The sequence below is a fragment of the Bradyrhizobium sp. SPXBL-04 genome (assembly GCF_051853035.1).
GTDB lineage: Bacteria > Pseudomonadota > Alphaproteobacteria > Rhizobiales > Xanthobacteraceae > Bradyrhizobium > Bradyrhizobium zhanjiangense.
In genome coordinates this window covers 6,696,936-6,720,837 of sequence record NZ_CP182472.1, presented here as the reverse complement: position 1 = coordinate 6,720,837, position 23,902 = coordinate 6,696,936, and the positions used below count along the sequence as shown (strand labels likewise).

Annotated in this window: 22 protein-coding genes; 13 read left to right on the top strand and 9 right to left on the bottom strand. The window is 65.2% G+C overall.

Annotation, left to right across the window (positions count from 1 at the left end):
• Positions 1-47: 47 nt before the first annotated feature.
• Positions 48-938, top strand: a complete 891-nt coding sequence (locus ACNJX8_RS32325) for an aldose 1-epimerase family protein (protein ID WP_439358073.1) — start codon at positions 48-50, stop codon at positions 936-938.
• 8 nt (positions 939-946) lie between these two features.
• On the opposite strand, the gene ACNJX8_RS32320 is transcribed toward ACNJX8_RS32325, so the two are convergent.
• The 4 genes from ACNJX8_RS32320 to ACNJX8_RS32305 form a co-directional block, all read right to left on the bottom strand.
• Entirely contained in the window at positions 947-1,795 is an 849-nt protein-coding gene (locus tag ACNJX8_RS32320; protein WP_439358072.1) for an MBL fold metallo-hydrolase, read from the bottom strand.
• A gap of 97 nt (positions 1,796-1,892) precedes the next feature.
• Positions 1,893-3,050: an acyltransferase family protein gene (locus ACNJX8_RS32315; RefSeq protein WP_439358071.1), complete on the bottom strand. Its 1,158-nt coding sequence runs from the start codon at positions 3,048-3,050 to the stop codon at positions 1,893-1,895.
• A 227-nt stretch (positions 3,051-3,277) separates the two neighbouring features.
• Positions 3,278-4,078 carry a transglycosylase SLT domain-containing protein gene (locus ACNJX8_RS32310; protein WP_439362008.1) on the bottom strand — a complete coding sequence of 267 codons (801 nt, stop codon included), beginning with the start codon at positions 4,076-4,078 and terminating at the stop codon, positions 3,278-3,280.
• Between the two features lie 182 nt (positions 4,079-4,260).
• Positions 4,261-4,464, bottom strand: a complete 204-nt coding sequence (locus tag ACNJX8_RS32305) for a hypothetical protein (RefSeq protein WP_128955412.1) — start codon at positions 4,462-4,464, stop codon at positions 4,261-4,263.
• A gap of 126 nt (positions 4,465-4,590) precedes the next feature.
• Here ACNJX8_RS32305 and pgm point away from each other — a divergent pair, with 126 nt between their 5' ends.
• From pgm to ACNJX8_RS32285, 4 genes are all read left to right on the top strand, one after another.
• A complete protein-coding gene (gene pgm, locus ACNJX8_RS32300) occupies positions 4,591-6,237 on the top strand; it encodes a phosphoglucomutase (alpha-D-glucose-1,6-bisphosphate-dependent) (protein ID WP_439358070.1) in 1,647 nt (548 codons plus the stop codon).
• A gap of 288 nt (positions 6,238-6,525) precedes the next feature.
• The gene (locus ACNJX8_RS32295) at positions 6,526-7,575 is read left to right on the top strand and encodes an aromatic ring-hydroxylating dioxygenase subunit alpha (RefSeq protein ID WP_439358069.1); all 1,050 of its coding nucleotides are present in this window, start codon (positions 6,526-6,528) and stop codon (positions 7,573-7,575) included.
• A gap of 3 nt (positions 7,576-7,578) precedes the next feature.
• The gene (locus ACNJX8_RS32290; protein ID WP_249760183.1) at positions 7,579-8,331 is read left to right on the top strand and encodes a GntR family transcriptional regulator; all 753 of its coding nucleotides are present in this window, start codon (positions 7,579-7,581) and stop codon (positions 8,329-8,331) included.
• A 10-nt stretch (positions 8,332-8,341) separates the two neighbouring features.
• Entirely contained in the window at positions 8,342-9,322 is a 981-nt protein-coding gene (locus ACNJX8_RS32285; protein ID WP_439358068.1) for a PDR/VanB family oxidoreductase, read from the top strand.
• Between the two features lie 211 nt (positions 9,323-9,533).
• Here the strand turns inward: ACNJX8_RS32285 and ACNJX8_RS32280 are convergent, their stop codons facing one another.
• A complete protein-coding gene (locus ACNJX8_RS32280; RefSeq protein ID WP_439358067.1) occupies positions 9,534-11,495 on the bottom strand; it encodes a putative bifunctional diguanylate cyclase/phosphodiesterase in 1,962 nt (653 codons plus the stop codon).
• Positions 11,496-11,884: 389 nt separating this feature from the next.
• Complete coding sequence (locus tag ACNJX8_RS32275; RefSeq protein WP_439358066.1) at positions 11,885-12,250, bottom strand: nuclear transport factor 2 family protein; 366 nt, start codon at positions 12,248-12,250, stop codon at positions 11,885-11,887.
• Positions 12,251-12,350: 100 nt separating this feature from the next.
• Between ACNJX8_RS32275 and ACNJX8_RS32270 the strand changes: the two genes are divergently transcribed.
• The 3 genes from ACNJX8_RS32270 (at position 12,351) to hemC (ending at position 15,706) form a co-directional block, all read left to right on the top strand.
• Entirely contained in the window at positions 12,351-12,941 is a 591-nt protein-coding gene (locus tag ACNJX8_RS32270) for a TetR/AcrR family transcriptional regulator (protein WP_128938110.1), read from the top strand.
• A gap of 55 nt (positions 12,942-12,996) precedes the next feature.
• A complete protein-coding gene (locus ACNJX8_RS32265; protein WP_439358065.1) occupies positions 12,997-14,622 on the top strand; it encodes a GMC family oxidoreductase in 1,626 nt (541 codons plus the stop codon).
• 103 nt (positions 14,623-14,725) lie between these two features.
• A complete protein-coding gene (gene hemC, locus ACNJX8_RS32260) occupies positions 14,726-15,706 on the top strand; it encodes a hydroxymethylbilane synthase (protein WP_128938108.1) in 981 nt (326 codons plus the stop codon).
• Between the two features lie 170 nt (positions 15,707-15,876).
• On the opposite strand, the gene hemE is transcribed toward hemC, so the two are convergent.
• On the bottom strand, positions 15,877-16,911 hold the full coding sequence (gene hemE, locus ACNJX8_RS32255; protein WP_439358064.1) for a uroporphyrinogen decarboxylase: 1,035 nt from the start codon (positions 16,909-16,911) through the stop codon (positions 15,877-15,879).
• Between the two features lie 109 nt (positions 16,912-17,020).
• Here hemE and ACNJX8_RS32250 point away from each other — a divergent pair, with 109 nt between their 5' ends.
• Together ACNJX8_RS32250 and ACNJX8_RS32245 are read left to right on the top strand one after the other, a co-directional pair.
• Positions 17,021-17,236, top strand: a complete 216-nt coding sequence (locus ACNJX8_RS32250) for a hypothetical protein (protein WP_091898984.1) — start codon at positions 17,021-17,023, stop codon at positions 17,234-17,236.
• Positions 17,237-17,396: 160 nt separating this feature from the next.
• The gene (locus ACNJX8_RS32245; protein ID WP_439358063.1) at positions 17,397-19,301 is read left to right on the top strand and encodes a diguanylate cyclase domain-containing protein; all 1,905 of its coding nucleotides are present in this window, start codon (positions 17,397-17,399) and stop codon (positions 19,299-19,301) included.
• A gap of 10 nt (positions 19,302-19,311) precedes the next feature.
• On the opposite strand, the gene ACNJX8_RS32240 is transcribed toward ACNJX8_RS32245, so the two are convergent.
• Positions 19,312-19,530: a SlyX family protein gene (locus tag ACNJX8_RS32240; protein WP_091898967.1), complete on the bottom strand. Its 219-nt coding sequence runs from the start codon at positions 19,528-19,530 to the stop codon at positions 19,312-19,314.
• Entirely contained in the window at positions 19,520-20,317 is a 798-nt protein-coding gene (gene trhO / locus ACNJX8_RS32235; RefSeq protein ID WP_439358062.1) for an oxygen-dependent tRNA uridine(34) hydroxylase TrhO, read from the bottom strand. Before trhO ends, ACNJX8_RS32240 begins: the two co-directional genes overlap by 11 nt.
• A gap of 198 nt (positions 20,318-20,515) precedes the next feature.
• Here trhO and ggt point away from each other — a divergent pair, with 198 nt between their 5' ends.
• The 3 genes from ggt (at position 20,516) to ACNJX8_RS32220 (ending at position 23,902) form a co-directional block, all read left to right on the top strand.
• A complete protein-coding gene (gene ggt, locus ACNJX8_RS32230; protein ID WP_439358061.1) occupies positions 20,516-22,102 on the top strand; it encodes a gamma-glutamyltransferase in 1,587 nt (528 codons plus the stop codon).
• Between the two features lie 164 nt (positions 22,103-22,266).
• Positions 22,267-22,881: a (2Fe-2S)-binding protein gene (locus tag ACNJX8_RS32225; RefSeq protein ID WP_128938102.1), complete on the top strand. Its 615-nt coding sequence runs from the start codon at positions 22,267-22,269 to the stop codon at positions 22,879-22,881.
• A gap of 4 nt (positions 22,882-22,885) precedes the next feature.
• Positions 22,886-23,902, top strand: a complete 1,017-nt coding sequence (locus tag ACNJX8_RS32220) for an FAD binding domain-containing protein (RefSeq protein WP_439358060.1) — start codon at positions 22,886-22,888, stop codon at positions 23,900-23,902.

The following is a 23,902-nucleotide window of genomic DNA, read 5'->3' as shown; positions in this document are numbered from 1 at the left end:
GCTGGCGCCGCCTTGCTGCATATGGGGTCGCGGTGTAGATGTCGCGCATGAGCGATGAAACCCACTCCATTCGAAGCGGCCGGCTCAGCGCGGCCATCAAGGCGCACGGCGCCGAGTTGTGCTCGCTCAAGGACGGAGGCGGCATCGAATTCGTCTGGCAGGCGGGGCCGGAATGGCCGCGCCACGCGCCGCTGTTGTTTCCGATCGTCGGGCGCCTCGCCAATGACGAATTGCGTCACCGGGGCAAGACGTACCGGATGACCCAGCACGGCTTTGCGCGCGACAACCGCTTTGCGTGGACGGAGCGCGGCGAGAGCCGCTGCACCCTGGTGCTCGAAGACAGCGAGGCGACGCGCGCGCTCTATCCGTTCACGTTCCGGCTCACCGTGGCCTATGCGATCGACGACACAGGCCTTGATGTGACGTTCACCATCGCCAACACCGGCAAGGAGACATTGCCGGCGTCGCTCGGCGGTCATCCCGCCTTCAACTGGCCGTTGCAATCCGGACTGGCGAAGGAGAGCTATGCGCTGACCTTTGCGAACGCGGAAGCGTCTCCCGTCCGCCGTCTCGACGGCGGCTTACTGCGCGCGGCAACGGAGCCAAGTCCGGTCAAAGATAAATCGCTGCGCTTGTCCGAAGCCTTGTTCGTGGATGACGCCATCATCTTCGACCGCATTGAGAGCGGTTCGGTCCGCTATGCCGCGGGGCCGGGCGCATCAACCGGGCCGTGGCTGAAAATGTCCTGGCGCGGCTTTCGCGAGCTCGGCGTCTGGTCGAAGCCGTCGGGCGCGCCGTTCCTCTGTATCGAGCCCTGGCGCGGCCATGCCAGTCCCGCCAGCTTCGAGGGCGAGTTCACCGACAAGCCCGGCCTGATGCATATCGCGGCGGGAGCGGAAGAACGCTTGTCGTTCCGGATCGACATCGGATCGTCCTGAGATCTCCGTTAGACCTCGATGCGCGTGAGGTCCTCACCGAGCACGACAGGACCTGAGTAATCCCGCCGGACATCGTTGAGCAGCGCGCTCAGCATGGAATCGTCGGTGCGCGGCCGGTGGTGGGTCAGGGCGAGCTTCTTGACGCCGGCCTTGGCCGCGACCTTGCCGACCGCATCGCCGCAGGCGATCGTGAATTTCGCAAGCCGGCGCAAGTGCTCGTTGTTGATCTCTGGCGTTGCGAGGAAGCAGCACTGAACCAGCAGGTCGGCGCCCTCAGCCAGTCGCTCGAGACCGGGGCAGTGGACCGTGTCGCCGGAAATCGCAATGACCTTGCCCTCCGCCTCGAAGCGGTAGCCGAGACACATCCAGCGTTGGAGGAAGGCCGGCGGCATGTCGAGGCCGTCGCCATGCGAGACGAGCTCGGCGCTGATCTTCCAGCGGCCGGTGTCGAGAACGGGGCCGGGCACGATGTCCGTTGCGACCACCGGTTTCCAGCCGCCGAAGGTCGGCTCGCCGCGATCCCGCCAGGTGATGTCCTTGTCGTAGACCTGCGTGATCAGCGTATTGACCAGCCGTTCGGTATCCGGGGGACCATAGATGCGCAGCTCGTCCTTGCGGCCATGCATCCATGAATTCAGCATCACATCGTAGAGGTCGCCGATGTGGTCGAAATGGTGATGGGTGAGAAAGACCGTGTTAATGGCGCCGAGCGGCACGCCGGCCTTGCTGAGCTGCAGCATGACGCCGCGGCCGGCGTCGATCAGGATGTTCTCGTCGCCGAGCCTGATCAGCGTGGTCGTCGCCATCCGGCGTGGATCCGGGCGTGGGCCGCCGGTGCCGAGCAGTATGACCTCCATGGCGCCACCTCCAGCGTGAAGATTTTTCACAGTAGATTTGAACACGGCAAGCTAAGCAAGCCGCATCGAGGGCGAGCGCCGGAACGGAGCAGGCCGCTCAGCGCAGGCCGGCCGCAGTGGCGGCGAGGGTCGGCCGGATGATTGATCGGTCCGCTCGCGCGGACGTCAGGCGGTGCGCCAGATCCTGCGCATGCCGCTCGACCAGATGCCAGGTCGCGCGGGCGACGAAATAGCTGAGCGCGGCGGTGACGGCATAGGCGATGAGCAGCGAGACCAGTCCGTCGGCGAGCGGCCAGATCCGGCGCAGGCCACAGATCACCGCGAAGTGCGACAGATACATCGAATAGGAATTGCGGCCGAGCGTCTCGAGCGGCCGCCAGCGGATCGCGAGGCGGATGCAGCCGGCGACCAGCGGACCGAGCACGAGATTGATCATCAGATAGTTGAATTCATGCGATCCGGTGGCGCGGTCGGCGATGAAGGACAGTGCGATGAAGACGGCGAAGACCGCGGCATCCGACTTCGCAAAGCCGTCGCGCAGCGAGAAGAACAGCGCGCAGCCGACGAGGAAAACCGGAAGCTGGTTGAGGAAGCTGATGTGCAGCGTGGTCCAGACGAAGGCTTCGTTGCCCGATCCGTAATAGGCCGAGAACAGCGCGAAGGCCCACGGCTTAAAGAGGCAGACATTGACGAGATGCAGCACGATCGCGAGCGCGAGATAGAGATGACGGCGTGCTCCGAACGCGGTGATCAGAAGCGGAAAGACCAGATAGAACGTCATCTCCGCGGCGATCGACCAGTCGCCCGGCACGACGCTGTTGACGCTGTCCGGCCAGAAGCCGTGCAGGAACGTCGCGGTCAGGGCCACCTGAAGCGGTCCGATGCCGTTGGGAGCGTTGGCGCTCGGCCCGGTGCCGTTGACGAGCAGGTAGACCGGGATCGCGAGCCAGAACAGCGGCGCGATGCGCAGGAAACGGCGGATGTGGAACTTGCGCGCCGGATTCGTTTCGGTGCGCTGCGTCCACATCAGGCACATCGTCATGGCGCTGACGAAGTAGAACACGTTGACGCCGGTCCAGCCGCACGTGAAGGCGAAGTCGACGGCGCCGATGTGCGACGGGAACGACTGTGAGACGTGGATCGCCATCACGCCGGCAATGGCAAGACCGCGCAGCAAGTCGAGCGTGTGCAAACGGCCGAAGGGCGTTGCGCCTTCTTCAGTTCGACCGGTTGCCAAGCGGGCCTGCCCCTGCATCACGCCTTCTCCGTGGTCTCATATCTGCGAGCGGGGACCATAGAGGCGGAGCCGGCGTTTTCGAAGCCGAAGGCGTCCTTTACGTTAACGGCGGACGTGCGGAGCCGGATGTGCCGAATTGGCGGTATCGCGTCGGCAGCGGCACGCCCGTGATCGCGACCGTCACCGGAGTCGGCTACAAGCTCGCGCTCAGCGAGCGGCTCTAGCGGCAGATCGGGGCATCGCCGTCAACGTGATGCGACGCGCTTCCATCTTGCTTCGATGCGAGCCTTGATTTGGCTGATCCGGGCCTCGTGGGCGGCCCAATAGGCGCGGCTGGCGGCGGCCGTGCCCTGACGGTATCGGGCATAGACGGCTTTGGGCTGCGTCGACATCTTCGGTGCACTTGCCAGTTTTGCCGGCGCCGCAGCAGCCGCGGGAATGGCCGGGGGCGCGGGAGCCGGAACGGCCGCGGCTTCGACATTCAGCGATGCCGAGTTCATCAGAAGCCGGTTACGAGCCCGGTTGCAATAGACTTGTGACCGCGGGGTCATCGTCTCCTCGCCATGACCCGCCCGATATTTCATCAGCGCACGGCAGAGATCCCCGCCGGCCAGACGCCAGGCCTGGCTGAGATAAATCACCCCGTAATGGATGTTGATGTCCGGCTCTGCCAGTTCAGCATTGCTTCCGCGGAATCCCAGCATCGCCGCGGTCTCGGGCCGCACCTGCATCAGGCCTATTTCGCCGACGCTGCCGATCACGGCCGGATTGTAGCCGCTCTCGACGAAGACCACCGCTTCGGCGATGTCGGCGGGCAAATGGGTGTTTGCGATCTCTCTCTCGATGATTTTCCGGATCGCGGCGCGGGATGCCGGCGTTTCTCCGGCGCCGAGCTCGGTCCCGCCGTCGGGCAGCGCCGCCGTCGGGCGCGGCTCGTCCGGACCGCCGTCCTTGGCCTGCGCGCAGATCGGAGTCGACAAAAGCAGGGCGACCGCCACGCGTCCCCACGTCGCGCCAAGATTGAAGCGTGTCCGATCCCACAGCATGGGTCTGTGATAGAGCTTTGGAGTTAACAAACCGGCCTTGCGGCGCGGCAGCGGGGACGCATCAACCATAGCATGATCCCGCAATTTGCATTGTGGTGCCTGCCTCCTTCGAGGCGGCCCCAAGGAAGTAAACGCCATGTGCGGCCGTCAGGAATGCCTTTGGATGCGCCCGGCCCGCGGCGCTAGCGCTGGCTGGATGCCGCGGAGCGGTCTGCAGCGTCGCTGTGGAGCTCCCGTTCAAACTGCTGCTTCACCTTGGCGAGGTCATGATCCACGGCCGCGTTGCGCAGCATCGGGTTGAGTTCGACGTCGGTTCGCCCGACATGTGCCGGAGACGATAGCGCCAAGGAACCGGCGAGCAGCAGGGTCGTTGCGAAAATGGTCATGTCACTATTCATGGGCCCAAATGCGGCCATTTGTTGCCGGTGTCGGCCAGTGGCTTTTGAGTTGGCGCGTGCAAGCCCGATGCTATGGTGCAGCAGGCCTCAATTTGACAAGGACGAGGTATTTCAGTGGCTGATGTTCATCCCGCGGCGGGCAAGCAGGCCTCGCCGGACGCGCTCACCAATATTCCGCGGCTGGTGACGGAATATTTCGCCGGCAAGCCGGATGCGGCCGACCCCGCGCAACGGGTCGCGTTCGGCACCTCGGGTCATCGCGGCACCTCGTTCAAGAACACCTTCAACGAGGGCCACATCCTCGCGATCACGCAAGCGATTTGTGACTACAGAAGAGAAAAGGGGCTGACCGGCCCGCTCTTCATCGGCATCGATACCCATGCGCTGGCAGAGCCGGCGCTGGTCAGCGCCGTCGAGGTGTTCGCGGCCAACGGTGTCGACGTCATGATCGACAAGGACGGCGGTTACACGCCGACGCCGGTGATCTCACACGCGATCCTGACCTACAACAAGGGCCGCAGCTCGGGCCTCGCCGATGGCGTCGTGATCACGCCCTCGCACAATCCCCCCGAAGACGGCGGTTATAAATACAATCCGCCGCATGGCGGCCCCGCCGATACCGATGTCACCGGCGTGGTCGAGAAGCGCGCCAATACCTATCTCGCCGACGCCCTCAAGGGTGTGAAGCGCATCGACTACGCCAAGGCGAAGAAATCCGCGAACGTCCACGCCTATGATTTCATCACGCCTTACGTCGCCGATCTCGGCAATGTCGTCGATCTCGACCTGGTCAGATCCGCCGGCGTCACGATCGGCATCGATCCGCTCGGCGGTGCCGCCGTGCATTATTGGCATCCGATCATCGAGCGCTATGGCCTCAAGGCCACCGTCGTGAACGAGGCGATCGATCCGACCTTCCGCTTCATGACGGTCGACTGGGACGGCAAGATCCGCATGGACTGCTCCTCGCCCTACGCGATGGCGAGCCTGATCGGGATGCGTGACCGCTTCGACGTCGCCTTTGCCAACGACACCGACGCCGATCGCCACGGCATCGTGACGCGCACCGGCGGCCTGATGAACCCGAACCATTATCTTGCGACCGCGATCTCCTATCTGTTCGCGCACCGGCCGGACTGGGGCAAGGATGCCGCGATCGGCAAGACCGTGGTGTCGAGCTCGATCATCGACCGCGTTGCGAAAAAGCTCGGCCGCAAGCTGGTCGAGACGCCAGTCGGTTTCAAATGGTTCGTCGACGGCCTCCTCACGGGCTCTTTCGGCTTCGGCGGCGAGGAGAGTGCAGGGGCCTCGTTCCTGCGCCGCGACGGCACGGTGTGGACCACCGACAAGGACGGCGTCATCCTCGGCCTGCTCGCAGCCGAGATCATGGCCAAGACCGGCCGCGATCCCAGCCAGCTCTTCAATGACCTCACCGCCGAGTTCGGCGTGCCCCATTACGCGCGCATCGACGTCGCCGCCACCGGGCCGCAGAAGAGCATTTTGAAGTCCGTCACACCCGAGCAGCTCGGCCTGAAGGATCTCGCCGGCGATCCCGTCCGCGCTACGCTGAGCAAGGCGCCCGGCAACGGCGAGCCTTTTGGCGGCATCAAGGTCGAGACCGATTTCGGCTGGTTCGCGGCCAGGCCGTCGGGGACGGAGGACGTCTACAAGATCTACGCGGAAAGCTTCCGTAGCGCCGAGCACCTGACGCGCATTCAGGAGGAAGCCAAGGCCGGCTTGGCGAAGGTGTTCGGGGCGTAGGGCGCGGGGCCGGCGCCGCAGGGGCCCCTCCAGCGGAGCGGTCGCCGTCTCCTCCGGTGTCATCGCCCGCGCAGGCGGGCGATCCAGTACGCCGCGGCAGGAGCTGTGTGAACCCTACGTCCGCCGCGGAGTACTGGATTCCCGCCTTTCGCGGGGAATGACGTCAGGTGCATGTGTATACAATAATGATGATTTAGGTATTTAGATACTCCATGATTGGGCTTGATCGATCCCGCCTCGCTGCTATTGTATACATAACGTATGCATAAGCCCGTGGGAGCGAGACCGATGACAAAACCTTTCCCCATGAACGCCTGGTACGCCGCCGCCTGGGATGCCGAGGTGAAGCCGGCGCTGTTGCCGCGGACGATCTGCGGCAAGCACATCGTGATGTACCGCAAGGCCGACGGCTCGGTCGCCGCGCTGGAGGATGCCTGCTGGCATCGCCTGGTGCCGCTGTCCAAGGGCCGGCTCGAAGGCGACACCGTCGTCTGCGGCTATCACGGCCTGAAGTACAACGCGCAAGGGCGCTGCACCTTCATGCCCTCGCAGGAGACCATCAATCCGTCCGCCTGCGTCCGTGCCTATCCCGTGATCGAGCGGCACCGCTACATCTGGCTCTGGATGGGCGATCCCGCGCTGGCCGATCCGGCGCAGGTTCCGGACATGCACTGGAATCACGATCCGGCCTGGGCCGGCGACGGCAAGACCATCCACGTCAAATGCGACTATCGCCTCGTGCTCGATAATCTCATGGATCTCACCCACGAGACTTTCGTGCACGGCTCCTCCATCGGCAACGATGCGGTGGCCGAGGCACCGTTCGACGTCACCCATGGCGAGAAGACGGTGACGGTGACGCGCTGGATGCGCGGCATCGAGCCGCCGCCGTTCTGGGCCAAGCAGCTCGGCAAGCCCGGTCTCGTCGATCGCTGGCAGATCATCCGTTTCGAGGCCCCGTGCACCATCGCCATCGACGTCGGCGTGGCGCCGACCGGCACCGGCGCGCCGGAAGGCGACCGCTCGCAGGGCGTCAACGGCTTCGTGCTCAACACCATCACGCCGGAGACCGAGAAGACCTGCCATTATTTCTGGGCGTTCGTGCGCAACTATCGCCTCGGCGAGCAGCGCATCACCACCGAGATCCGCGAGGGCGTCTCCGGCATCTTCCACGAGGACGAGCTGATTCTCGAAGCGCAGCAGCGCGCGATGGACGAGAACCCGGATCGCATCTTCTACAACCTCAACATCGACGCCGGCGCGATGTGGTCGCGCAAGCTGATCGATCGCATGGTTGCGAAGGAAAACGCGCCAACACATCTCCAGGCCGCGGAGTAGACGATGGCCGAACGTGAGGTTGATCGTTCCATCTCGCAGACCGTGAAGGCGCAGCTAGCGCTTCGCGATCAGATCCTGTCGGGCTCGTTGCGTCCGGGCGAGCGCATCTCCGAGCTCCAGGCGGTGGAGACCACCGGCGCCTCGCGCACCCCGGTGCGCATGGCACTGGTGCGGCTGGAGGAGGAGGGCTTGTTGGAGGCGATCCCCTCCGGCGGCTTCATGGTGAAGGCGTTCTCGGAGCGCGATATCTCCGACTCCATCGAGCTGCGCGGCACGCTGGAAGGCCTCGCCGCGCGCTTTGCCGCCGAGCGCGGTGTCTCTGCGCGCGAGCTCGAGCCGCTGAAGGAGTGTCTCGCCGCGATCGACGAATTGCTGCGCCAGGTGCCGATCTCGGTCGATGCATTTTCGTCTTACGTCACGCTGAACGCGCGCTTCCACGCCCTGCTGACGGAATTGTCGCGCAGCCCGCCCTTGATCCGGCAGATCGACCGCGCCTCGGCGCTGCCGTTCGCCTCGCCCAGCGGCTTCGTGATGGCGCAATCGGCGCTGCCCGAGGCCCAACAGATCCTGATCATCGGGCAGGAGCATCATCGCGTCGTGATCGACGCCATCGAGAACCGCGAAGGCGCGCGCGCCGAGGCCGTCATGCGCGAGCATGCGCGGCTCGCGGTGCGAAACCTGCGGCTCGCGCTGCGCAACCGGACCCATCTCGACCTCTTGCCGGCACTCGCGCTGATCAAGACCGCAAACGATTGAGGCAATCACTATGCGCTTCATCGAAACCTGGATTCCGGCGACGCTCGTCTCGACGCGCGACCTTGCGCCCGGCATCCGCGAATTCCTGATCCGGCCCGATCAGTTCGACGGTGCGGCCTATCCGGTCGGCAGCCACATCAATGTCAGCGTCAGCATCGACGGCCTGCCGGAGACGCGCTCCTATTCGCTGGTCGGCGAAGCTTCGTCCCACGGCTTCAAGATCGCAGTGCGCCGCGCCGAGGATTCCCGCGGCGGCTCCCGCTACATGTGGCAATTGGCGCCAGGCGCGCGGCTCGACATCACGCAGCCCGCCTCGCTGCTTGCGGTGGACTGGGCGCGCGAAAATTATTGCCTGATCGCCGGCGGCATCGGCATCACGCCGATCCTCGGCGCCGCGCAGGCGCTGGCCCGCCGCGGCGCTGTCGTCACGCTGCACTATGCCGTGCGTTCGCGCAGCGAAGCCGCCTATCTCGACGATCTAGCCACGCTGCTCGGCGATCGTCTGGTCGTTCATGCCAGTGACGAAAGCAAGCGCCTCGATCTCGACGCCCTGTTCGCCTCACTTCCTCAAGGCACGCTCGCGCTGTTCTGCGGCCCGATGCGCATGCTCGATGCCGCGCGCCATGCCTGGATCGGCGCCGGCCATCCGCTTCCCGATCTTCGCTACGAGACGTTCGGCTCCAGCGGCACGCTGCCGACCGAGACGTTCCGGGTGCGTCTGAAGGACTCAAATGTCGAGCTCGAGATTCCGCGCGAGCGCTCGATGCTGGATGTGCTCAACGCCAGCGGCCACGACGTGATGTACGACTGCAAGCGCGGCGAGTGCGGCCTCTGCGCCATCGACGTGGTCGCGGTCGACGGCGAGATCGACCATCGCGACGTCTTCTTCAGCGACCATCAGAAGCAAAGCAACCAGAAGATCTGTGCCTGCGTCTCCCGCGCGAGGGGCACGATCACAGTGGATACGCTGCTGCGCGCGGATGCGGTCTAACCGAGCCCGGAATTCCGTGAGGATAAATGGACGGCGCCGCGGCCGCCACCTCTCCCGCTTGCGGGAGAGGTCGGCGCGAAGCGCCAAGTGAGGGTTCTCTCCTCTTGGAGAGTCCCTCCGTGGAGAGACCCTCTCCCCAGCCCTCTCCCGCAAGCGGGGGAGGGGGCTCACCGCCCTCATCGCCGGCTCTCAGGCCCCCTATAATTTCCACCTACGCCGCGTAAGTCGCCCGATATTTCTTCGCGTCCAGCAGCGCCAGCACGGCATCGGCCGCCACCGGCCGGCTGATCAGATAGCCCTGCACCTCGTCGCAGCTGATCTGGCGCAGATATTCGAGCTGGTCGGCAGTCTCGACGCCTTCGGCCACGACGCCGATGTGCAGGTCCCGCGCGAGCGAGATCACCGACTTCACGATGGCGGCGCAGTCCGGCTGCACCAACACGTCGCTGATGAAAGACTGGTCGATCTTGATGCGGCTGAACGGCAGCTTGCGCAAATAGGTGAGCGAGGAGAAGCCCGTCCCGAAATCGTCGAGCGCCACGGTGACGCCGAGCTCCAGCAGCGCATTCAGGACTGATGCGGCCGAGCCGTATTTCGACAGCAGCATCGATTCCGTGATCTCGATCTCGAGTCGGCTGGGAGAGACCTTCGCATCGGCAAGCGCCTGCACGATGGTCTGGAGGACGCCGGTGTTGTGAAATTGCGCCGCTGAGAAATTCACGGCGACCCTGATCTCTTCAGGCCATTGCGCCACCGTCGCGCAGGCGCGGCGGATGACCCATTCGCCGATCTCGTGGATCAGCCCGGTCTCTTCCGCGATCGGGATGAATTCGCTCGGCGGCACCAGTCCGCGCACCGGATGCTGCCAGCGCAGCAGCGCCTCGAAGCCGGTGATGCGGTTGTCGCCGAGGTCGAGGAACGGCTGGAACACCAGGAACAGCTCGTCCCTCGCGATCGCGCCGGCGAGGTCCGATTGCAGCGCCTTGCGGTCGCGCGACACCCTGTCGTCGCTGGTTTCGAAAAAGCAGACCGTGCCGGCTCCCGCCTTCTTGGCGCGATAGAGCGCGGCATCGGCATTCTTCATGACGTCGAGCGGCGTGGTGCCGTCGCGCGGCGCCAGCACGATGCCGACGCTGGTCGCGCCGACGATCTGGCGGCCCTCGATCTGGAACGGCTCGGTGAATGCTGCGACGAAGCGCTCGGCGATCTCGAGCGCATCTTCCGGCCGCGCCAAATTGTTCATGACCAGCGCGAATTCGTCGCCGCCGATGCGCGCGACATGCTCGGCAGCGCGCGTGCAGCGTTGCAGGCGGCTTGCGACCTGGACCAGGAATTCGTCGCCGGCGGGATGACCGAACTGGTCGTTGACCTCCTTGAAGCGATCGAGGTCGAGCAGCAGCACCGCGAATTCCTCGCCGGACAATGCCAGTCGTTTGAGCGCGGCATCGAGCGTTTCGTTGAAGGCGACGCGGTTGGGCAAATGGGTGAGGGGATCCTGCCGCACCGTGCGCTCCGCCTCGATCTGCCGCATCACGCGCCGCGCGAACGCGAACGAATTGACGAACACACCGCGCAGCAGAACGCTTCCGTAGACCACGACCAGGAAGGCGATCAGCAGGAAGGCGAGATCGCCGTTCCTGCCGAGGCAGATGGCGATGCCGAGGAAGATGGGCGCCGTGAAGGCGATGGCCGCGATCGGAATCGTGGCGAAAGCCAGCGCGCCGCCGGCCAGCATGCCCGAGCACAGGCAGGTGATGACGAGCTGGCCGCCGGTCGAAGCATCGGCGAAGAAGGCGACCGGGACGATGCCCCAGGCCGCGCCAAGGATGAAGGCGTTGCGCACCAGCCGGTGCATGGCGCGGCGCGAGACGAATTGCGGCTTGGTGATGCGGCGCGCGGCGTGGGATTGCACGCCGAATCCGATCGCCGCGCCGGCGACGATGACCGCCCAGATCAGGGCTGGCATCCTGTCCGGCGACTGCCACAGCGCGATGGCCAGCACGATGGCGTTGCAGGCGTTAGCAAGCATGATGCCGACCGAATAGCCGAGCACCAGCGACATCTGCTCGGCCCGGATATGGCCGGCCACGGCCTCGTCGGTTGCGGGACCGCCAAAGGCCGACAGATCGCCGGCGAACAGCCGTGCGAAATAGCTGGTCGTTTGAGTCCGCATTCCAGAGCCTAGCAGCATCGGCCGATTGTCCGGCTAGAAACGGAAAATTCGCTGCAAACCTTTGACGAACTATGAATTATCCATAGCTGCCGCGATCGGAATGAGCACTTCTACGTGTTCAAACGAAGGTATCGATAACAAATCGATACAAATGCGTGATGGCGGGGGGAATGTTCGCCGCTAACTCTGCTGTCATGCCCCGCGCAGACAGGGCATCCAGTACATCGAGGCCCCTCGACTCATCACAGCCGCCGCGGCGTACTGGATCGCCCGGTCCCGGCTCCGCCAAGGCTACGCCGAGGCCCACGCGGGCGCTCGGCACGCCGAAGCATCAGCGAAGGCAGCAAGCCGGGCGATGACAGCGGTGGTAGGGCGAGAGAGAGGCGCGGTCACCGCCCCAGCTGCTTCGGATCGTAATAAAACCGTTCCTCGATCAGCTGATCGCCCCGCCAGGTCTGCCACGCGATCTCGTCCAGTGTCCACGTGACGCCCTCGGCATTGGTGAAGCTGAAGACCCAGCGGGTCGCGACGTGGTCGCCCTCGATCAGGCTCGGCCCGATACGCACGGCCTTGACGTCCTTGGACGCCGCCAGCACGCCGCGTTCCTTGGCCACGAGCTTGTCGCGGCCGACCGTCGGGGCAGCGTTGTTCTCGTAGGTCACGGCATCAAGCGTGCAGAACTGTTCGATGGCGCCGATGAAGTCTCCGGCTTCCAGCCGCTGCGCAAACGCCTCGACAATGTCACGGCTCGGCATCGAACACCTCGCGATCAAAACCGACTGATAGTCGGTAAATACCGACCGATGGTCGAAAAGTCAACTGGCCGCTCGCTGCGAATTCGATTAGACGAGACTGATGGCGAAGCAGGCGGAACGGCGCGCGGCGACGATGGAAGCGATCCTGACGGCGGCACGCCGCCTGTTCGGGAGCCGAGGATTCGCCGCCACCACCATGGACGAGATCGCCGAGGCCGCCCGCATTGCCAAGGGCGCGGTCTATCATCACTTCAAGACCAAGGAGGCGGTGTTCGAAGCCGTGTTCGACCAGGTCTCGCGCGACCTCGTCGTCGAGATCGACAGCGCCGCGCGCGCCGAGAAGGACGTTCTCGCCGCCATGGTTGCCGGCACCCAGCATTACTTTGCGGCGACGGCAAAGGGCCCCACCGGCCAGATCATCCTGCGTGACGGGCCCGCCGTGCTCGGCTGGGAACGCTGGCGCGAGATCGACGCCAAGCATTTCGGCGGCAAGCTGCCGCGCGCGATTGCGGCGGCGATGGAGGCCGGCCTGATCGCGCGCCAGCCGGTCGAGCCCCTGGCCCGGCTGCTGCTCGGCGCCGTCACGGAAGCCGCGGTCGCCTGCGCCGGGCGCGCCGATATCGCAAGGGCGGGTGCGGAATATGCCCGTGCGTTCAGGTCGCTGGTCGAGGCGCTGCGCCTGCGTGCATGATTGTGCTAAGTGACGAAACTGGAAACGCCAACACCAACAAGAAGAACAGTAGCGCATGAACGCAAATTCCTCGCTCGCGCCGTCCGATCCCGAATTCGACTACATCATCGTCGGTGCCGGCTCCGCCGGCTGCGTGCTCGCCAACAGGCTCTCTGCGAACGGCAGGCACAGCGTGCTGCTGCTCGAGGCCGGCCCGAAGGATTCCAACATCTGGATCCACGTGCCGCTCGGCTACGGCAAGCTGTTCAAGGAGAAGAGCGTCAACTGGATGTATCAGACCGAGCCGGAGCCCGAGCTGAAGGGACGCCAGGTGTTCCAGCCGCGCGGCAAGACGCTGGGCGGCTCGAGCTCGATCAACGGCCTGCTCTATGTCCGCGGTCAACACGAGGACTACGACCGCTGGCGCCAGCTCGGCAACACCGGCTGGGGCTATGACGACGTGTTGCCCTACTTCAAGAAGGCCGAGAACCAATCCCGCGGCGCCGATCAATTTCACGGCACGGGCGGGCCGCTGCCGGTCTCCAACATGATCGTGACCGATCCGCTGTCGAAAGCCTTCATCGACGCCGCGGTCGAGACCGGTCTGCCTTACAACCCCGATTTCAACGGCGCCACGCAGGAAGGCGTCGGCCTGTTCCAGACCACGACGCGCAACGGCCGGCGCGCCTCGACGGCGGTGGCCTATCTCGGCCCGGCGAAGACCCGCAGCAATCTCAAGATCGAGACCTCCGCACATGCCCAGCGCGTCCTGTTCGAAGGGCGCCGCGCCGTCGGCGTCGAATATCGGCAAGGCGCGGCCTTGCGCCGCGCGCGGGCCCGCAAGGAAATCGTGCTGTCGAGCGGTGCCTACAACTCGCCGCAGCTGCTTCAGCTCTCCGGCGTCGGTCCCGCCGATCTCCTGCGCAAGTACGGCATAGACATCGTGCTCGATGCTCCCGGTGTCGGCCATGACCTCCAGGACCACATGCAGGTCCGCATCGTGATGCGCTGCTCGCAGAAGATCACGCTCAACGACACCATCAATCATCCGCTCCGCCGTACGATGGCCGGCGCACGCTATGCGCTGTTCCGGAAGGGCTGGCTGACGATCGCGGCCGGCACAGCGGGCGCGTTCTTCAAGACCAGCCCGCGGCTGGCTTCGCCCGACATCCAGGTGCACTTCCTGCCGTTCTCGACCGACAAGATGGGCGAGAAGCTGCACGATTTCTCCGGCTTCACCGCCTCCGTGTGCCAGCTCCGGCCGGAAAGCCGCGGGACCTTACGCATCAAAAGCGCCGATCCGACCGTGCCGCCGGAGATCCGCATCAACTACATGTCGACCGAGACCGACCGCACCACCAACGTCGAGGGCCTCAAGATCCTGCGCAAGATCCTGAACGCGCCGGCGCTGAAGCCGTTCGTCGCTGGCGAGGTCGACCCCGGCACGAAGGTATCCACGGATGCCGAGCTCCTGGATTTCTGCCGCGAGCGCGGCAGCACCATCTACCATCCGACCTCGACCTGTCGTATGGGCAATGACGCGCTCGCGGTGATCGACCAGCGGCTGAAGGTGAGGGGGCTCGTCGGCCTTCGCGTTGTCGACGGCTCGATCATGCCGGACCTCGTGTCGGGGAACACCAACGCGCCGATCATCATGATCGCCGAAAAGGCCTCCGACATGATATTGGAGGATGCGCGTTAGAGCATGATCCGGACCCGAAGGGCCGCGTTAGCGCAAAGTGGGAACCGGTTTTCCGATAAGATCATGCTCAAACCAAAATGACGCGTCTCGAAAGGATCAGGACTTGGCTACGCGATTCAAGATCGGCACCCGCAAGAGCGCGATGGCGCTGGCACAGACGGAAGAGATCGCGCGCCGCCTGACCGCCGCCGTGCCCGGTCTCGATATCGAGATCGTCAAGTTCGACACCACCGGCGATCTTGACCAGACCAGCAAGCTTCTGCCCCACGGCGGCAAGGGCGGCGCCTTCGTGGCGCAGATCCGCGCCGCCGTCCTGTCGGGCGAGCTCCAGGCGGCGATGCATTCGCTGAAGGACATGCCTGGCAACGAGGATACGCCCGGCCTTGTCATCGGCGCCACCTTGTCGCGCGATCCGCCCAGTGACGCGCTGGTGCTGCGCGGCGGCGTGACACTGGAGGCGCTGCGCCAGTCCCGCGGCAAGGGTTTCAAGATCGGGACCAACGCTGTCCGCCGCGCCGCCTATGCGCGGCGCCTGTTTCCGGAGGTGGAGGTGATCCACTTCCGCGGCGCCGCCGACACGCGCGTGCGCAAGCTCGACAATGGCGAGAAGCAGCGCCTGCCGGATGGCGGTGCGGTGGGACCGGCCGATGCGCTGATCATGGCGCGGTCGGGCCTCGACCGCGTCGGTCTTTCCAGCCGCATCGCCTATGAATTCACCGCGGCGGAGATGCTGCCTGCGGCGGGGCAGGGCATCGTCGCGGTCGAATGCGCGGCGCAGGACTGGCAGACGCGGCAAATCCTTTCATCGATCGACGATCCCGCCGCGCATGCCTGCGCCGATGCCGAGCGCGAAGTGCTGTGGGTGCTCAACGGCCACTGCAATTCGCCGGTGGCCGGGTTCTCGACCATTGCCGGTGATCAGATGTCGCTGGCCGCATCCGTGCTCGACCTCTCCGGCAATACCATCATCGAAGCCTCACACTCAGGCCCCGCCAACCGTCCGCGCGAGCTCGGTCGTGCTGTGGGGCTGGATCTGTTGGCCAAGGGCGCCGCCGAGATCATCGAACGCAGCCGGCCGCGCTGAGCCTGCCCGCGAAATCACAATCGACGATGGTGCCATCCTGCGCCTGTTTTGCCCGACGTGTCAAACGCGCGGGGTGAGTCATGCCGGCCTAGATTTTTCAATGACTTGTCTACTGTGCATGGGGTTGTTTTCGCACTTTTTGTTTTGCCGCGCCCTACGGGCGAAATAAATCAGCCCCGCACGCGCCTCAGCATCTGCTCGACATGGGCGATCGGCGTTTCCGGCTGGATGCCGTGGCCGAGATTGAAGATCAGGCGTCCTTTCGCAAAATTCGCCAGCACGTCGTCGACGGCGCGGTCGAGCGCTGTGCCACCAGTGATTAGCACCAGCGGGTCGAGATTACCCTGCACGGCGACCTTGCTCTGCACACGCTCGCGGATGAAGGCCGGCTCCGCGGTCCAGTCGATGCTCACCGCGTTCACACTAGTTGTCTCGACATAGGCCGGCAGCTGCGCGCCGGCACCGCGCGGGAAACCGATGATCTTCGCATCCGGCGCCTTCGCGCGGACGCCTTCGACGATGCGCCGCGTCGGCTCGATCGACCAGCGCGCGAACTCGGTGGGCGGCAGCACGCCGGCCCAGGTGTCGAAGATCTGCAAGGCGTCGGCGCCGGCGGCGAGCTGGGCCAGCAGATATTCGACCGAGTTGTCGACCAGCACATCGATGATTTGCGCAAAGGCCTCCGGATGTCGGTAGGCCATCATTCGCGCCGGCGCCTGGTCGGGCGTGCCCTGGCCGGCGACCATGTAGGTCGCCACCGTCCACGGTGCGCCGCAGAAGCCGATCAGGGCAACCTCGGGAGCAAGCGCGCCGCGCACGATCCGCAGCGCCTCGAACACCGGCGCGAGCTTGGAGAAGTCGGCGCGCGCGGCCAGCGTCGCAACCTTCGCCGGATCATCCAGCGGTTCGAGCCGCGGGCCTTCGCCGACCTCGAAACGCACGGAGCGGCCGAGCGCATAGGGGATCACCAGAATGTCCGAAAAGATGATCGCAGCATTGAAGCCGAACCTTCGGATCGGCTGCAGCGTCACCTCCGCGGCAAGCTCCGGGGTGAAGCAGAGATCGAGGAAGCCGCCCGCTTTGGCGCGCACCTCGCGATATTCCGGCAGGTAGCGGCCGGCCTGCCGCATCATCCACATGGGCGGGATGGCCTGGCGCTGGCCGGAGAGCACGTCGATGAAGGGCTTTGTCGCAGATTGGGGCACGAGCTGTCCTGATGCAGATTGAGGTTCCTGATACACCGTGGGAGGTCCGAGCGGAACAGGGGAACCAGCGCAAATGCGCCGCGTTGACCAGCCAATCGAGGAGGATCTCATGGCTCAGACATTCAACCCTGCGCCGCACGACAAGCACGCCGACGACCTGCGCGAAGCGCTCGCCGCCGATCGCAACGCCAAGCTCGATGACGGTCTGAAGGATACGTTCCCGGCCTCCGATCCCGTGAGCGCCGCGCAACCGACACCCTCGAAGGCGGATGCGGATGCCGAGCATCCCTCGCTCTGGAACAAAGTTAAGGCCATCTTCAGCTAGCCGGCGGGAGCCGGATTCCGATAAGCACGCTAATGTTCTGTTAGCAATGCGCTGACGCTTGCGTCCGTACGACTACGGGATCGCGGCGCATTGCTGCGGTAATTTCAGAGTTCAATAATAGAAGCGGCAGAGTTTCCGAACGATCGGAGAATTCTGCCGCATGAGTGCTGCGACCCAAAGAGCCGGATGGAGCCGTCTGCCGCTGCGCGCGGCCGCGTTCGTCGTGCTCACCTGCGCGACCATCCTTGGGGTCAGCGCCTGGCGCGAATGGGCCGCGCGCGATGCCGTGCTCAAGAGCGCCGAGACCGAGATGGCCAACGTTGCCCGCTCGCTGACACAGCATGCAGAGGACAGCCTCGATCTCCTGGATTCCGGCGTCGTCGGCGTCGTCAGCCGGCTGGAGATGGACGGCGCCGGCCCTGCCACGATCGCGAAGCTGCGTACCCTGCTGGAAGCGCGAAAGAAGGCCATCGAGCGCATTCACAGCCTCGGCATCATCGACGATCAGGGCAATTGGCTGACCTTGCCCGCCACGATCGGCTCGACCTTCAGCGACGACGCGTTCTTCCGTCATCACCAGCTCTCTCCGAAACGTGAGCCCCATGTCGGCCGTCCCGTGAAGAGCCTCCTGGACGGCGAATGGGTCGTCACTCTGTCGCGCCGCTTCAACAAGGCGGACGGCAGCTTCGGCGGCGTGGTGCTCGCGACCATCAGCTCGAAATATCTTTCGCATTTCTACGAGCAGTTCGAGATTGGCCGCAACAGCTCGGTGGCGCTGACGCATGGCGACGGCCTGATCGTCGCGCGCAACCCGAACAACGAAAAGTTCGTCGGACACAGTGTTGCCGACAAGCCGCTGTTCCGCGACGCCAGCCTGCAGCGGCCGGGCGGCGCCTATCATTTCAAGTCGCCGCTGGACGGCGCCCAGCGCGTCAGCTTCTTCAAGCGCAGCAGCCGCTACCCGCTGGTCCTGCTCGCCACCGTCGACAAGGACGAGTTGCTGGCGCCCTGGCGCGCGGCCGCAATCTCCCGCATGCTCTACGTGATCGCCCTGGTGATACTGATCGCGATCATCGGTGCCATGCTGGTGCGGCAGTTGCAGCGGGGCCAGCGCATGGCCGCGGCCCTGATCGAGAAGGAGGCTCACTTCCGCCTGCTCGCGGAAGGCTCCAGCGACATGGTGACCCGCATCGGGCTCGACGAGCGGCTGCGCTATGTCTCGCCTGCGTCGGTGCGCCTCGTCGGCTGGCGCGCCAATCAACTGATCGGCACGCCTGCGCTCGCGGGCATCAATCCGGAGGATCTGCCGCAGGTCCAGGCGATCGTCGACGCCATGAAGCGTGGCGAGACGGAGGAGGCGCGCCTCGTCTATCGCAACGCGCATCGCGAGAACGGCGAAGTCTGGCTCGAATCGACCATGCGGGTGACGCGCAAGGACAATGGCCGCGTCGACGGCGTGGTGGCGATCTCGCGCGACATCACCGAGCACAAGAAGCTGGAGACCAGGCTCGAGACCCTCGCGATCGAGGACAGCCTCACGGGCCTTGCCAACCGCCGCCGTTTCGACGAACGGCTGAAGGAGGAGTGGGCGCGTGCCTATCGCGACCGCTCCAGCCTCGCCTTGCTGATGATCGACGTGGACCACTTCAAGGCCTACAACGACGAATACGGCCATCCCGCGGGCGACGCCTGCCTCCGCGTGGTGGCGCAGATCATCGCGACCGAGATGCAGCGTCCCGGCGATCTGGCGGCGCGCTATGGCGGCGAGGAGTTCGCCATGCTGCTGCCGAACACCGATGCCGAAGGCTGCGCCCGGATCGGCAACCGGATCAGGCGGGCGATCCGCGAGGCGGGCCTCGTCCACACCACCAACCGTGCGACCGGTTGCGTCACCGCTTCGCTCGGAGGCGCGGCGTGCCGGCCGGTGCTGGAGCGCACGGCGGGCGTGGCCTCGCTCGTCGAGGCGGCCGATCAGGCGCTCTACGCCGCGAAGGAAGCCGGGCGCAACCGGTTGATGATGTCGGGCGAAGTGGCCAGCCTGATGCCCAAGGCGTCCGGCCAGTAGCTCATCTTTTTCAATAATGCGGCGGGCGCTCGTTGGCAGGGCCCGGCGCATTCGCCTCGGCCTCCTGGAGCCGTTCGCTCAGCTGTGCGATCTGCCGCGTCAGCGCATCGATCTGCTTCCACTGCGCCGTGATGGTCTGGTTCAGCGTCTCGATCGTGTCGTCCTGATAGGCAAGGCGCATCTCCAGCGTGTCGATTCGCTCGCTCAGCGTCTTGATCTCATTCGTCACGGCCGTGCCCCTTGTCCGGTTCGCGCAGGCCAAGTTCTCGCAAGCCAAGTTCGCGCAATCCATGCCCGAGCGCGACGCGCTCGTCGAACACGAAGCATTCGCCGCGCCAGCGGCTCTGCGTCTCCGGCACCTGTTCCAGATATTTGAGGATGCCGCCCTTGAGGTGATAGACCTCGGCAAAGCCGCGCGCGAGCAGATGCGCGCTGGCCTTCTCGCAGCGGATGCCGCCGGTGCAGAACATCGCGATCCTGCGGTGCTTTGCCGGATCGAGCTGCGCGGCGGCAAAATCCTTGAACTGGCCAAAACTCTTGATGCCGGGATCGACCGCGCCCTCGAACGTGCCCATCGCCACCTCGAAGGCATTGCGGGTATCGAGCAGCAGCGTATCGGGTGCCGCGATCAGCGCATTCCAATCGGCGGCGTCGACATAGGTGCCGACCTGCTTTGTCGGATCGGCGGCCGCATCGCCGAGCGTGACGATCTCCTTCTTCAGCCGCACCTTGAGCCGGCCGAACGGCATCGCCGCGGCGGTCGAGAATTTGAGTTCGAGATTGTCGAGCCGGCCGCCGAACATGTCGCCGTGCGCGAGCTCGTGAGCGAAGGCGCCGATCGCCTCCGGGGTGCCCGCGACAGTGCCGTTGATGCCCTCCTGGGCCAGCAGCACGCTCCCCTTCAGCGCCAGGCGAGCGCAGAACGCACGCAACGGTTCGCGCAGCTCGCGGTAATCCGGGAGGGCGGCGAATTGGTAGAAGGCGGCGACCTTGGTGACCGAATTGTTGTCAGACATGGCGGCTCGTTTAGCAGCCCGCCGGCGCCCGGAAAACCCGCATGGCTGAAAGCCGTGAACGGTCCATACGCCCAGCGGATGGCAGCCATTTCATTGGTATGCCAGCATTGCTCCGGCTGGCCGGAATATGTCATGTAGGCCGGGTTTTTCCGAGATGGCGCGCCGTCGCGCCGGATGTCCAAGAAAGCAAGAATTCGCATGAGAAACTTCCATTTCCCCGGCAGGTCCACGGTCCACGCCACCAACGCGATGGTGGCGACCTCGCATCCGCAGGCTTCGCTCGCCGCGATCGAGGTGCTGCGCGAGGGCGGCACGGCGGTGGACGCAGCGGTCGCCGGCTCGGCCGTGCTCGGTGTGATCGAGCCGCAATCGACCGGCATCGGCGGCGACTGCTTCGCACTGATCCAGCCGCGGGGCGAGGGCAAGATCATCGCCTATAATGGCTCCGGCCGCGCGCCGAAGGCGGCGAACGCCGACTGGTATCTCGAGCGCAAGATCAATTCCGTCCCGCTGACCTCGGCGCATGCGGTGTCGATCCCCGGCGTGGTCGATGCCTTTGCCACCGTGCTGCGCGATCACGGCAAGTTCGGCTTCGACCGGCTGCTGCAGCCCGCGATCAAGGCGGCGGAAGAGGGCTACGTCGTCGCGCCGCGCATCGCCTTCGACTGGAAGAACCAGTTCGAGAAGCTGAAGGGTGGTACCAACACCGTGCGTTACCTGCTGCCGGGCGGAAAGCCGCCGGTGGCCGGTGACGTCATTCGCCAACCGGAGCTCGGCAAGACCCTGCGCGCGATCGCCAACGATGGCCGCGACGCCTTCTACAAGGGCCCGATCGCGGAGGACATGGTCGAAACCCTGCGCGGGATCGGCGGCCTGCACACGCTCGATGATTTCGCCGCGCATACGACGGAAGTGACCACGCCGATCGGCACCATGTACAAGGGTTACGACGTCTGGCAGTGCCCGCCGAACGGACCCGGCGTCACCATGCTGCTGATGCTGAACATCCTGTCGCGGTTCGATCTGACCAAGTTCGCACCGCTCAGCGTCGAGCGCTTCCACCTCGAGGCGGAGGCTGCGCGCATCGCCTACATGAATCGCGAGATGCATGTCGCTGCCCCCGATCATATGAAGATCAACGTCGCCGAGATGCTCGCCAAGGGCTTTGCCGACGAGTACATCAGCAAGATCCGGATGGACGGCATGCTCGAGCTGCCGAATGTCGCGCCGCCGATGAATCCGTCGACCATCTACATCACGGTGGTGGACAAGGACCGCAACGTCTGCTCGTTCATCAACTCGATCGCCCATTCCTTCGGTTCGGCGATCGTCTCCAACAAGACCGGCGTCCTGTTCCAGAACCGAGCCGGCGGATTCCGCATCCAGCCGGGCCATCCCAACTGCATCGCAGGCGGCAAGCGCCCGCTGCACACGATCATGCCGAGCCTGCTCACCAAGGGTGGCCGTTCCGTGATGCCGTTCGCCGTGATGGGCGGACAGTATCAACCGACCGGCCAGACGCATGTGCTGACCAACATCCTCGACTATGGCTGCGACGTGCAAGAGGCGATCGATATGCCGCGCGGCCTGCATTACGAGGGCCAGTATCAGCTCGAGGACAGCGTGCCCGCCGCGATCGTCGAGGGCCTGAAGAAGCTCGGCCACAAGACCACCAGTGTGGTCGGTCCGCTCGGCGGTGCCCAGGCGATCTGGATCGACTGGGACAAGGGCACACTCACAGGCGGTTCCGATCCGCGCAAGGACGGTTGCGCGCTGGGCTATTGAGCGCCCGCGCGGTTCCCCGCACAGATCAGGAAAAGTTGACGAAGGGCGGCGCGGCATTTGCTGCGTCGCCCTTTCTCGTTCGGAACGGAGCTCATTGCTTCAGGTTAAGGGGCGATGAGCGGTGCAGGCGTGCGCTGCTTGGTTTGAAGCAGTGGAGGCCGTCCATGTCCGATAAATCAAGTTCCAGAGCATCCGCATTCGATCGGCGCGCCTTCATGGCCGGCGTCGCTGGGAGCGCGCTCGTACCGATGACGGCGCGTGCCGCCACGCAGGACGCGAATGCGCCGGTCGCACAAGATCCGGCGCTTCCTGTCGAGGTCACCCTCCACGTGAACGGCAAGGACAAGCGCCTGAGCATCGATGCGCGAACCACTGTGCTCGACGCACTGCGCGAACAGCTCAAGCTCACCGGCAGCAAGAAGGGATGCGATCACGGCCAGTGCGGCGCCTGCACGGTGCTGATCGGCGACCGGCGCGTGGTGTCGTGTCTGACGCTCGCGCTTGCGGCCGAAGGCCAGGAGATCACGACGATCGAAGGCCTCGCCACCGACGACCGCCTGCATCCGATGCAGCAGGCCTTCATCGACAACGACGCGTTCCAGTGCGGCTATTGCACGCCCGGCCAGATCATGTCTGCCGTCGCCTGCGTCAAGGAGGGGCATGCAAACAACGAGGCGGACATCCGCGAATATATGAGCGGCAATATCTGCCGCTGTGCCGCCTATCCCAACATCGTCGCCGCCGTGAAGCAGGCCGCGCCCGAGATCATGAAAGGCTAGGCGCATGCGACCGTTTTCGTATCAGAGGGCAACAGACCCTGACATGGCCGTGCAGGCGCTCAGCGCCGCCGCGGCCGCGAACAATCCGCTGACACAGGCCCCTGCGCAGCCGCTCGCCGGCGGCACCACGCTGATCGATCTGATGAAGCTGGATGTGATGCGGCCGGCCGCGATCGTCGATATCAATCCGCTCGCGCGCGACTGGTCGGCGATCGAGCCGAAGGGTGACGGCCTGCGGCTCGGCGCGCTCGCGAAGATGTCCGACGTCGCCGCGCATGACGGCATCCAGCGCAACTATCCGGTGATTGCCAATTCGCTGAAGCTCGCGGCGAGCGCCCAGCTGCGCAATATGGCGACGCTCGGCGGCAACGTGATGCAGCGAACGCGTTGCAGCTATTTCCGCGATGTTTCCTATGAGAACTGCAACAAGCGCCATCCCGGCTCCGGTTGCGCCGCGATGGACGGCGTCAATCGCATGCATGCCTTGCTCGGCGTCTCCGACCAGTGCATCGCGACCTATCCAGGGGATTTCGCCCAGGCGCTGATCGCTCTCGATGCCATGGTCGAGATCACGGGCAAGGCCGGCACGCGCAGCATGCCGTTTGCTCAGCTTCACAAGACGCCGGGCAGTACGCCCGACATCGAAACCACGCTTCAGCCCGGTGAGCTGATCTCGGCCTTCGCGGTGCCAGGACGCTGGCCGCGCTCGGTGTATCTCAAGGCGCGCGACCGGCAATCCTACGAGTTCGCGCTGTCCTCGGCTGCGGTCGCGCTCGACGTGCAGGACGGCACGATCAGGGACGCGCGTGTCGCGCTCGGCGGTGTCGCCACCGTGCCCTGGCGGGCGCGCGAAGCGGAGGCGCTGCTCAAGGGGCAAAAGTTCGACGAAGCCCTTGCGCAGCGCGTCGCCGATGCCGCTTTCGCAGATGCCAGGGGGCGGCGGCACAACAGCTTCAAGATCGCGCTCGGCAAGCGCGTGGTGGCACGCGCGCTCCAGCAGGCCGTAACGATGGAGATCTGA

What these genes read in the sequence shown, in the direction of transcription:
- ACNJX8_RS32325 (WP_439358073.1), top strand. Translation starts at nt 48, where the DNA reads ATGAGCGATGAAACCCACTCCATTCGAAGCGGCCGGCTCAGCGCGGCC.
- ACNJX8_RS32320 (WP_439358072.1), bottom strand. Translation starts at nt 1,795, where the DNA reads ATGGAGGTCATACTGCTCGGCACCGGCGGCCCACGCCCGGATCCACGC.
- ACNJX8_RS32315 (WP_439358071.1), bottom strand. Translation starts at nt 3,050, where the DNA reads ATGCAGGGGCAGGCCCGCTTGGCAACCGGTCGAACTGAAGAAGGCGCA.
- ACNJX8_RS32310 (WP_439362008.1), bottom strand. Translation starts at nt 4,078, where the DNA reads ATGCTGTGGGATCGGACACGCTTCAATCTTGGCGCGACGTGGGGACGC.
- ACNJX8_RS32305 (WP_128955412.1), bottom strand. Translation starts at nt 4,464, where the DNA reads ATGACCATTTTCGCAACGACCCTGCTGCTCGCCGGTTCCTTGGCGCTA.
- ACNJX8_RS32295 (WP_439358069.1), top strand. Translation starts at nt 6,526, where the DNA reads ATGACAAAACCTTTCCCCATGAACGCCTGGTACGCCGCCGCCTGGGAT.
- ACNJX8_RS32290 (WP_249760183.1), top strand. Translation starts at nt 7,579, where the DNA reads ATGGCCGAACGTGAGGTTGATCGTTCCATCTCGCAGACCGTGAAGGCG.
- ACNJX8_RS32285 (WP_439358068.1), top strand. Translation starts at nt 8,342, where the DNA reads ATGCGCTTCATCGAAACCTGGATTCCGGCGACGCTCGTCTCGACGCGC.
- ACNJX8_RS32280 (WP_439358067.1), bottom strand. Translation starts at nt 11,495, where the DNA reads ATGCGGACTCAAACGACCAGCTATTTCGCACGGCTGTTCGCCGGCGAT.
- ACNJX8_RS32275 (WP_439358066.1), bottom strand. Translation starts at nt 12,250, where the DNA reads ATGCCGAGCCGTGACATTGTCGAGGCGTTTGCGCAGCGGCTGGAAGCC.
- ACNJX8_RS32270 (WP_128938110.1), top strand. Translation starts at nt 12,351, where the DNA reads ATGGCGAAGCAGGCGGAACGGCGCGCGGCGACGATGGAAGCGATCCTG.
- ACNJX8_RS32265 (WP_439358065.1), top strand. Translation starts at nt 12,997, where the DNA reads ATGAACGCAAATTCCTCGCTCGCGCCGTCCGATCCCGAATTCGACTAC.
- ACNJX8_RS32250 (WP_091898984.1), top strand. Translation starts at nt 17,021, where the DNA reads ATGGCTCAGACATTCAACCCTGCGCCGCACGACAAGCACGCCGACGAC.
- ACNJX8_RS32245 (WP_439358063.1), top strand. Translation starts at nt 17,397, where the DNA reads ATGAGTGCTGCGACCCAAAGAGCCGGATGGAGCCGTCTGCCGCTGCGC.
- trhO (WP_439358062.1), bottom strand. Translation starts at nt 20,317, where the DNA reads ATGTCTGACAACAATTCGGTCACCAAGGTCGCCGCCTTCTACCAATTC.
- ggt (WP_439358061.1), top strand. Translation starts at nt 20,516, where the DNA reads ATGAGAAACTTCCATTTCCCCGGCAGGTCCACGGTCCACGCCACCAAC.
- ACNJX8_RS32225 (WP_128938102.1), top strand. Translation starts at nt 22,267, where the DNA reads ATGTCCGATAAATCAAGTTCCAGAGCATCCGCATTCGATCGGCGCGCC.
- ACNJX8_RS32220 (WP_439358060.1), top strand. Translation starts at nt 22,886, where the DNA reads ATGCGACCGTTTTCGTATCAGAGGGCAACAGACCCTGACATGGCCGTG.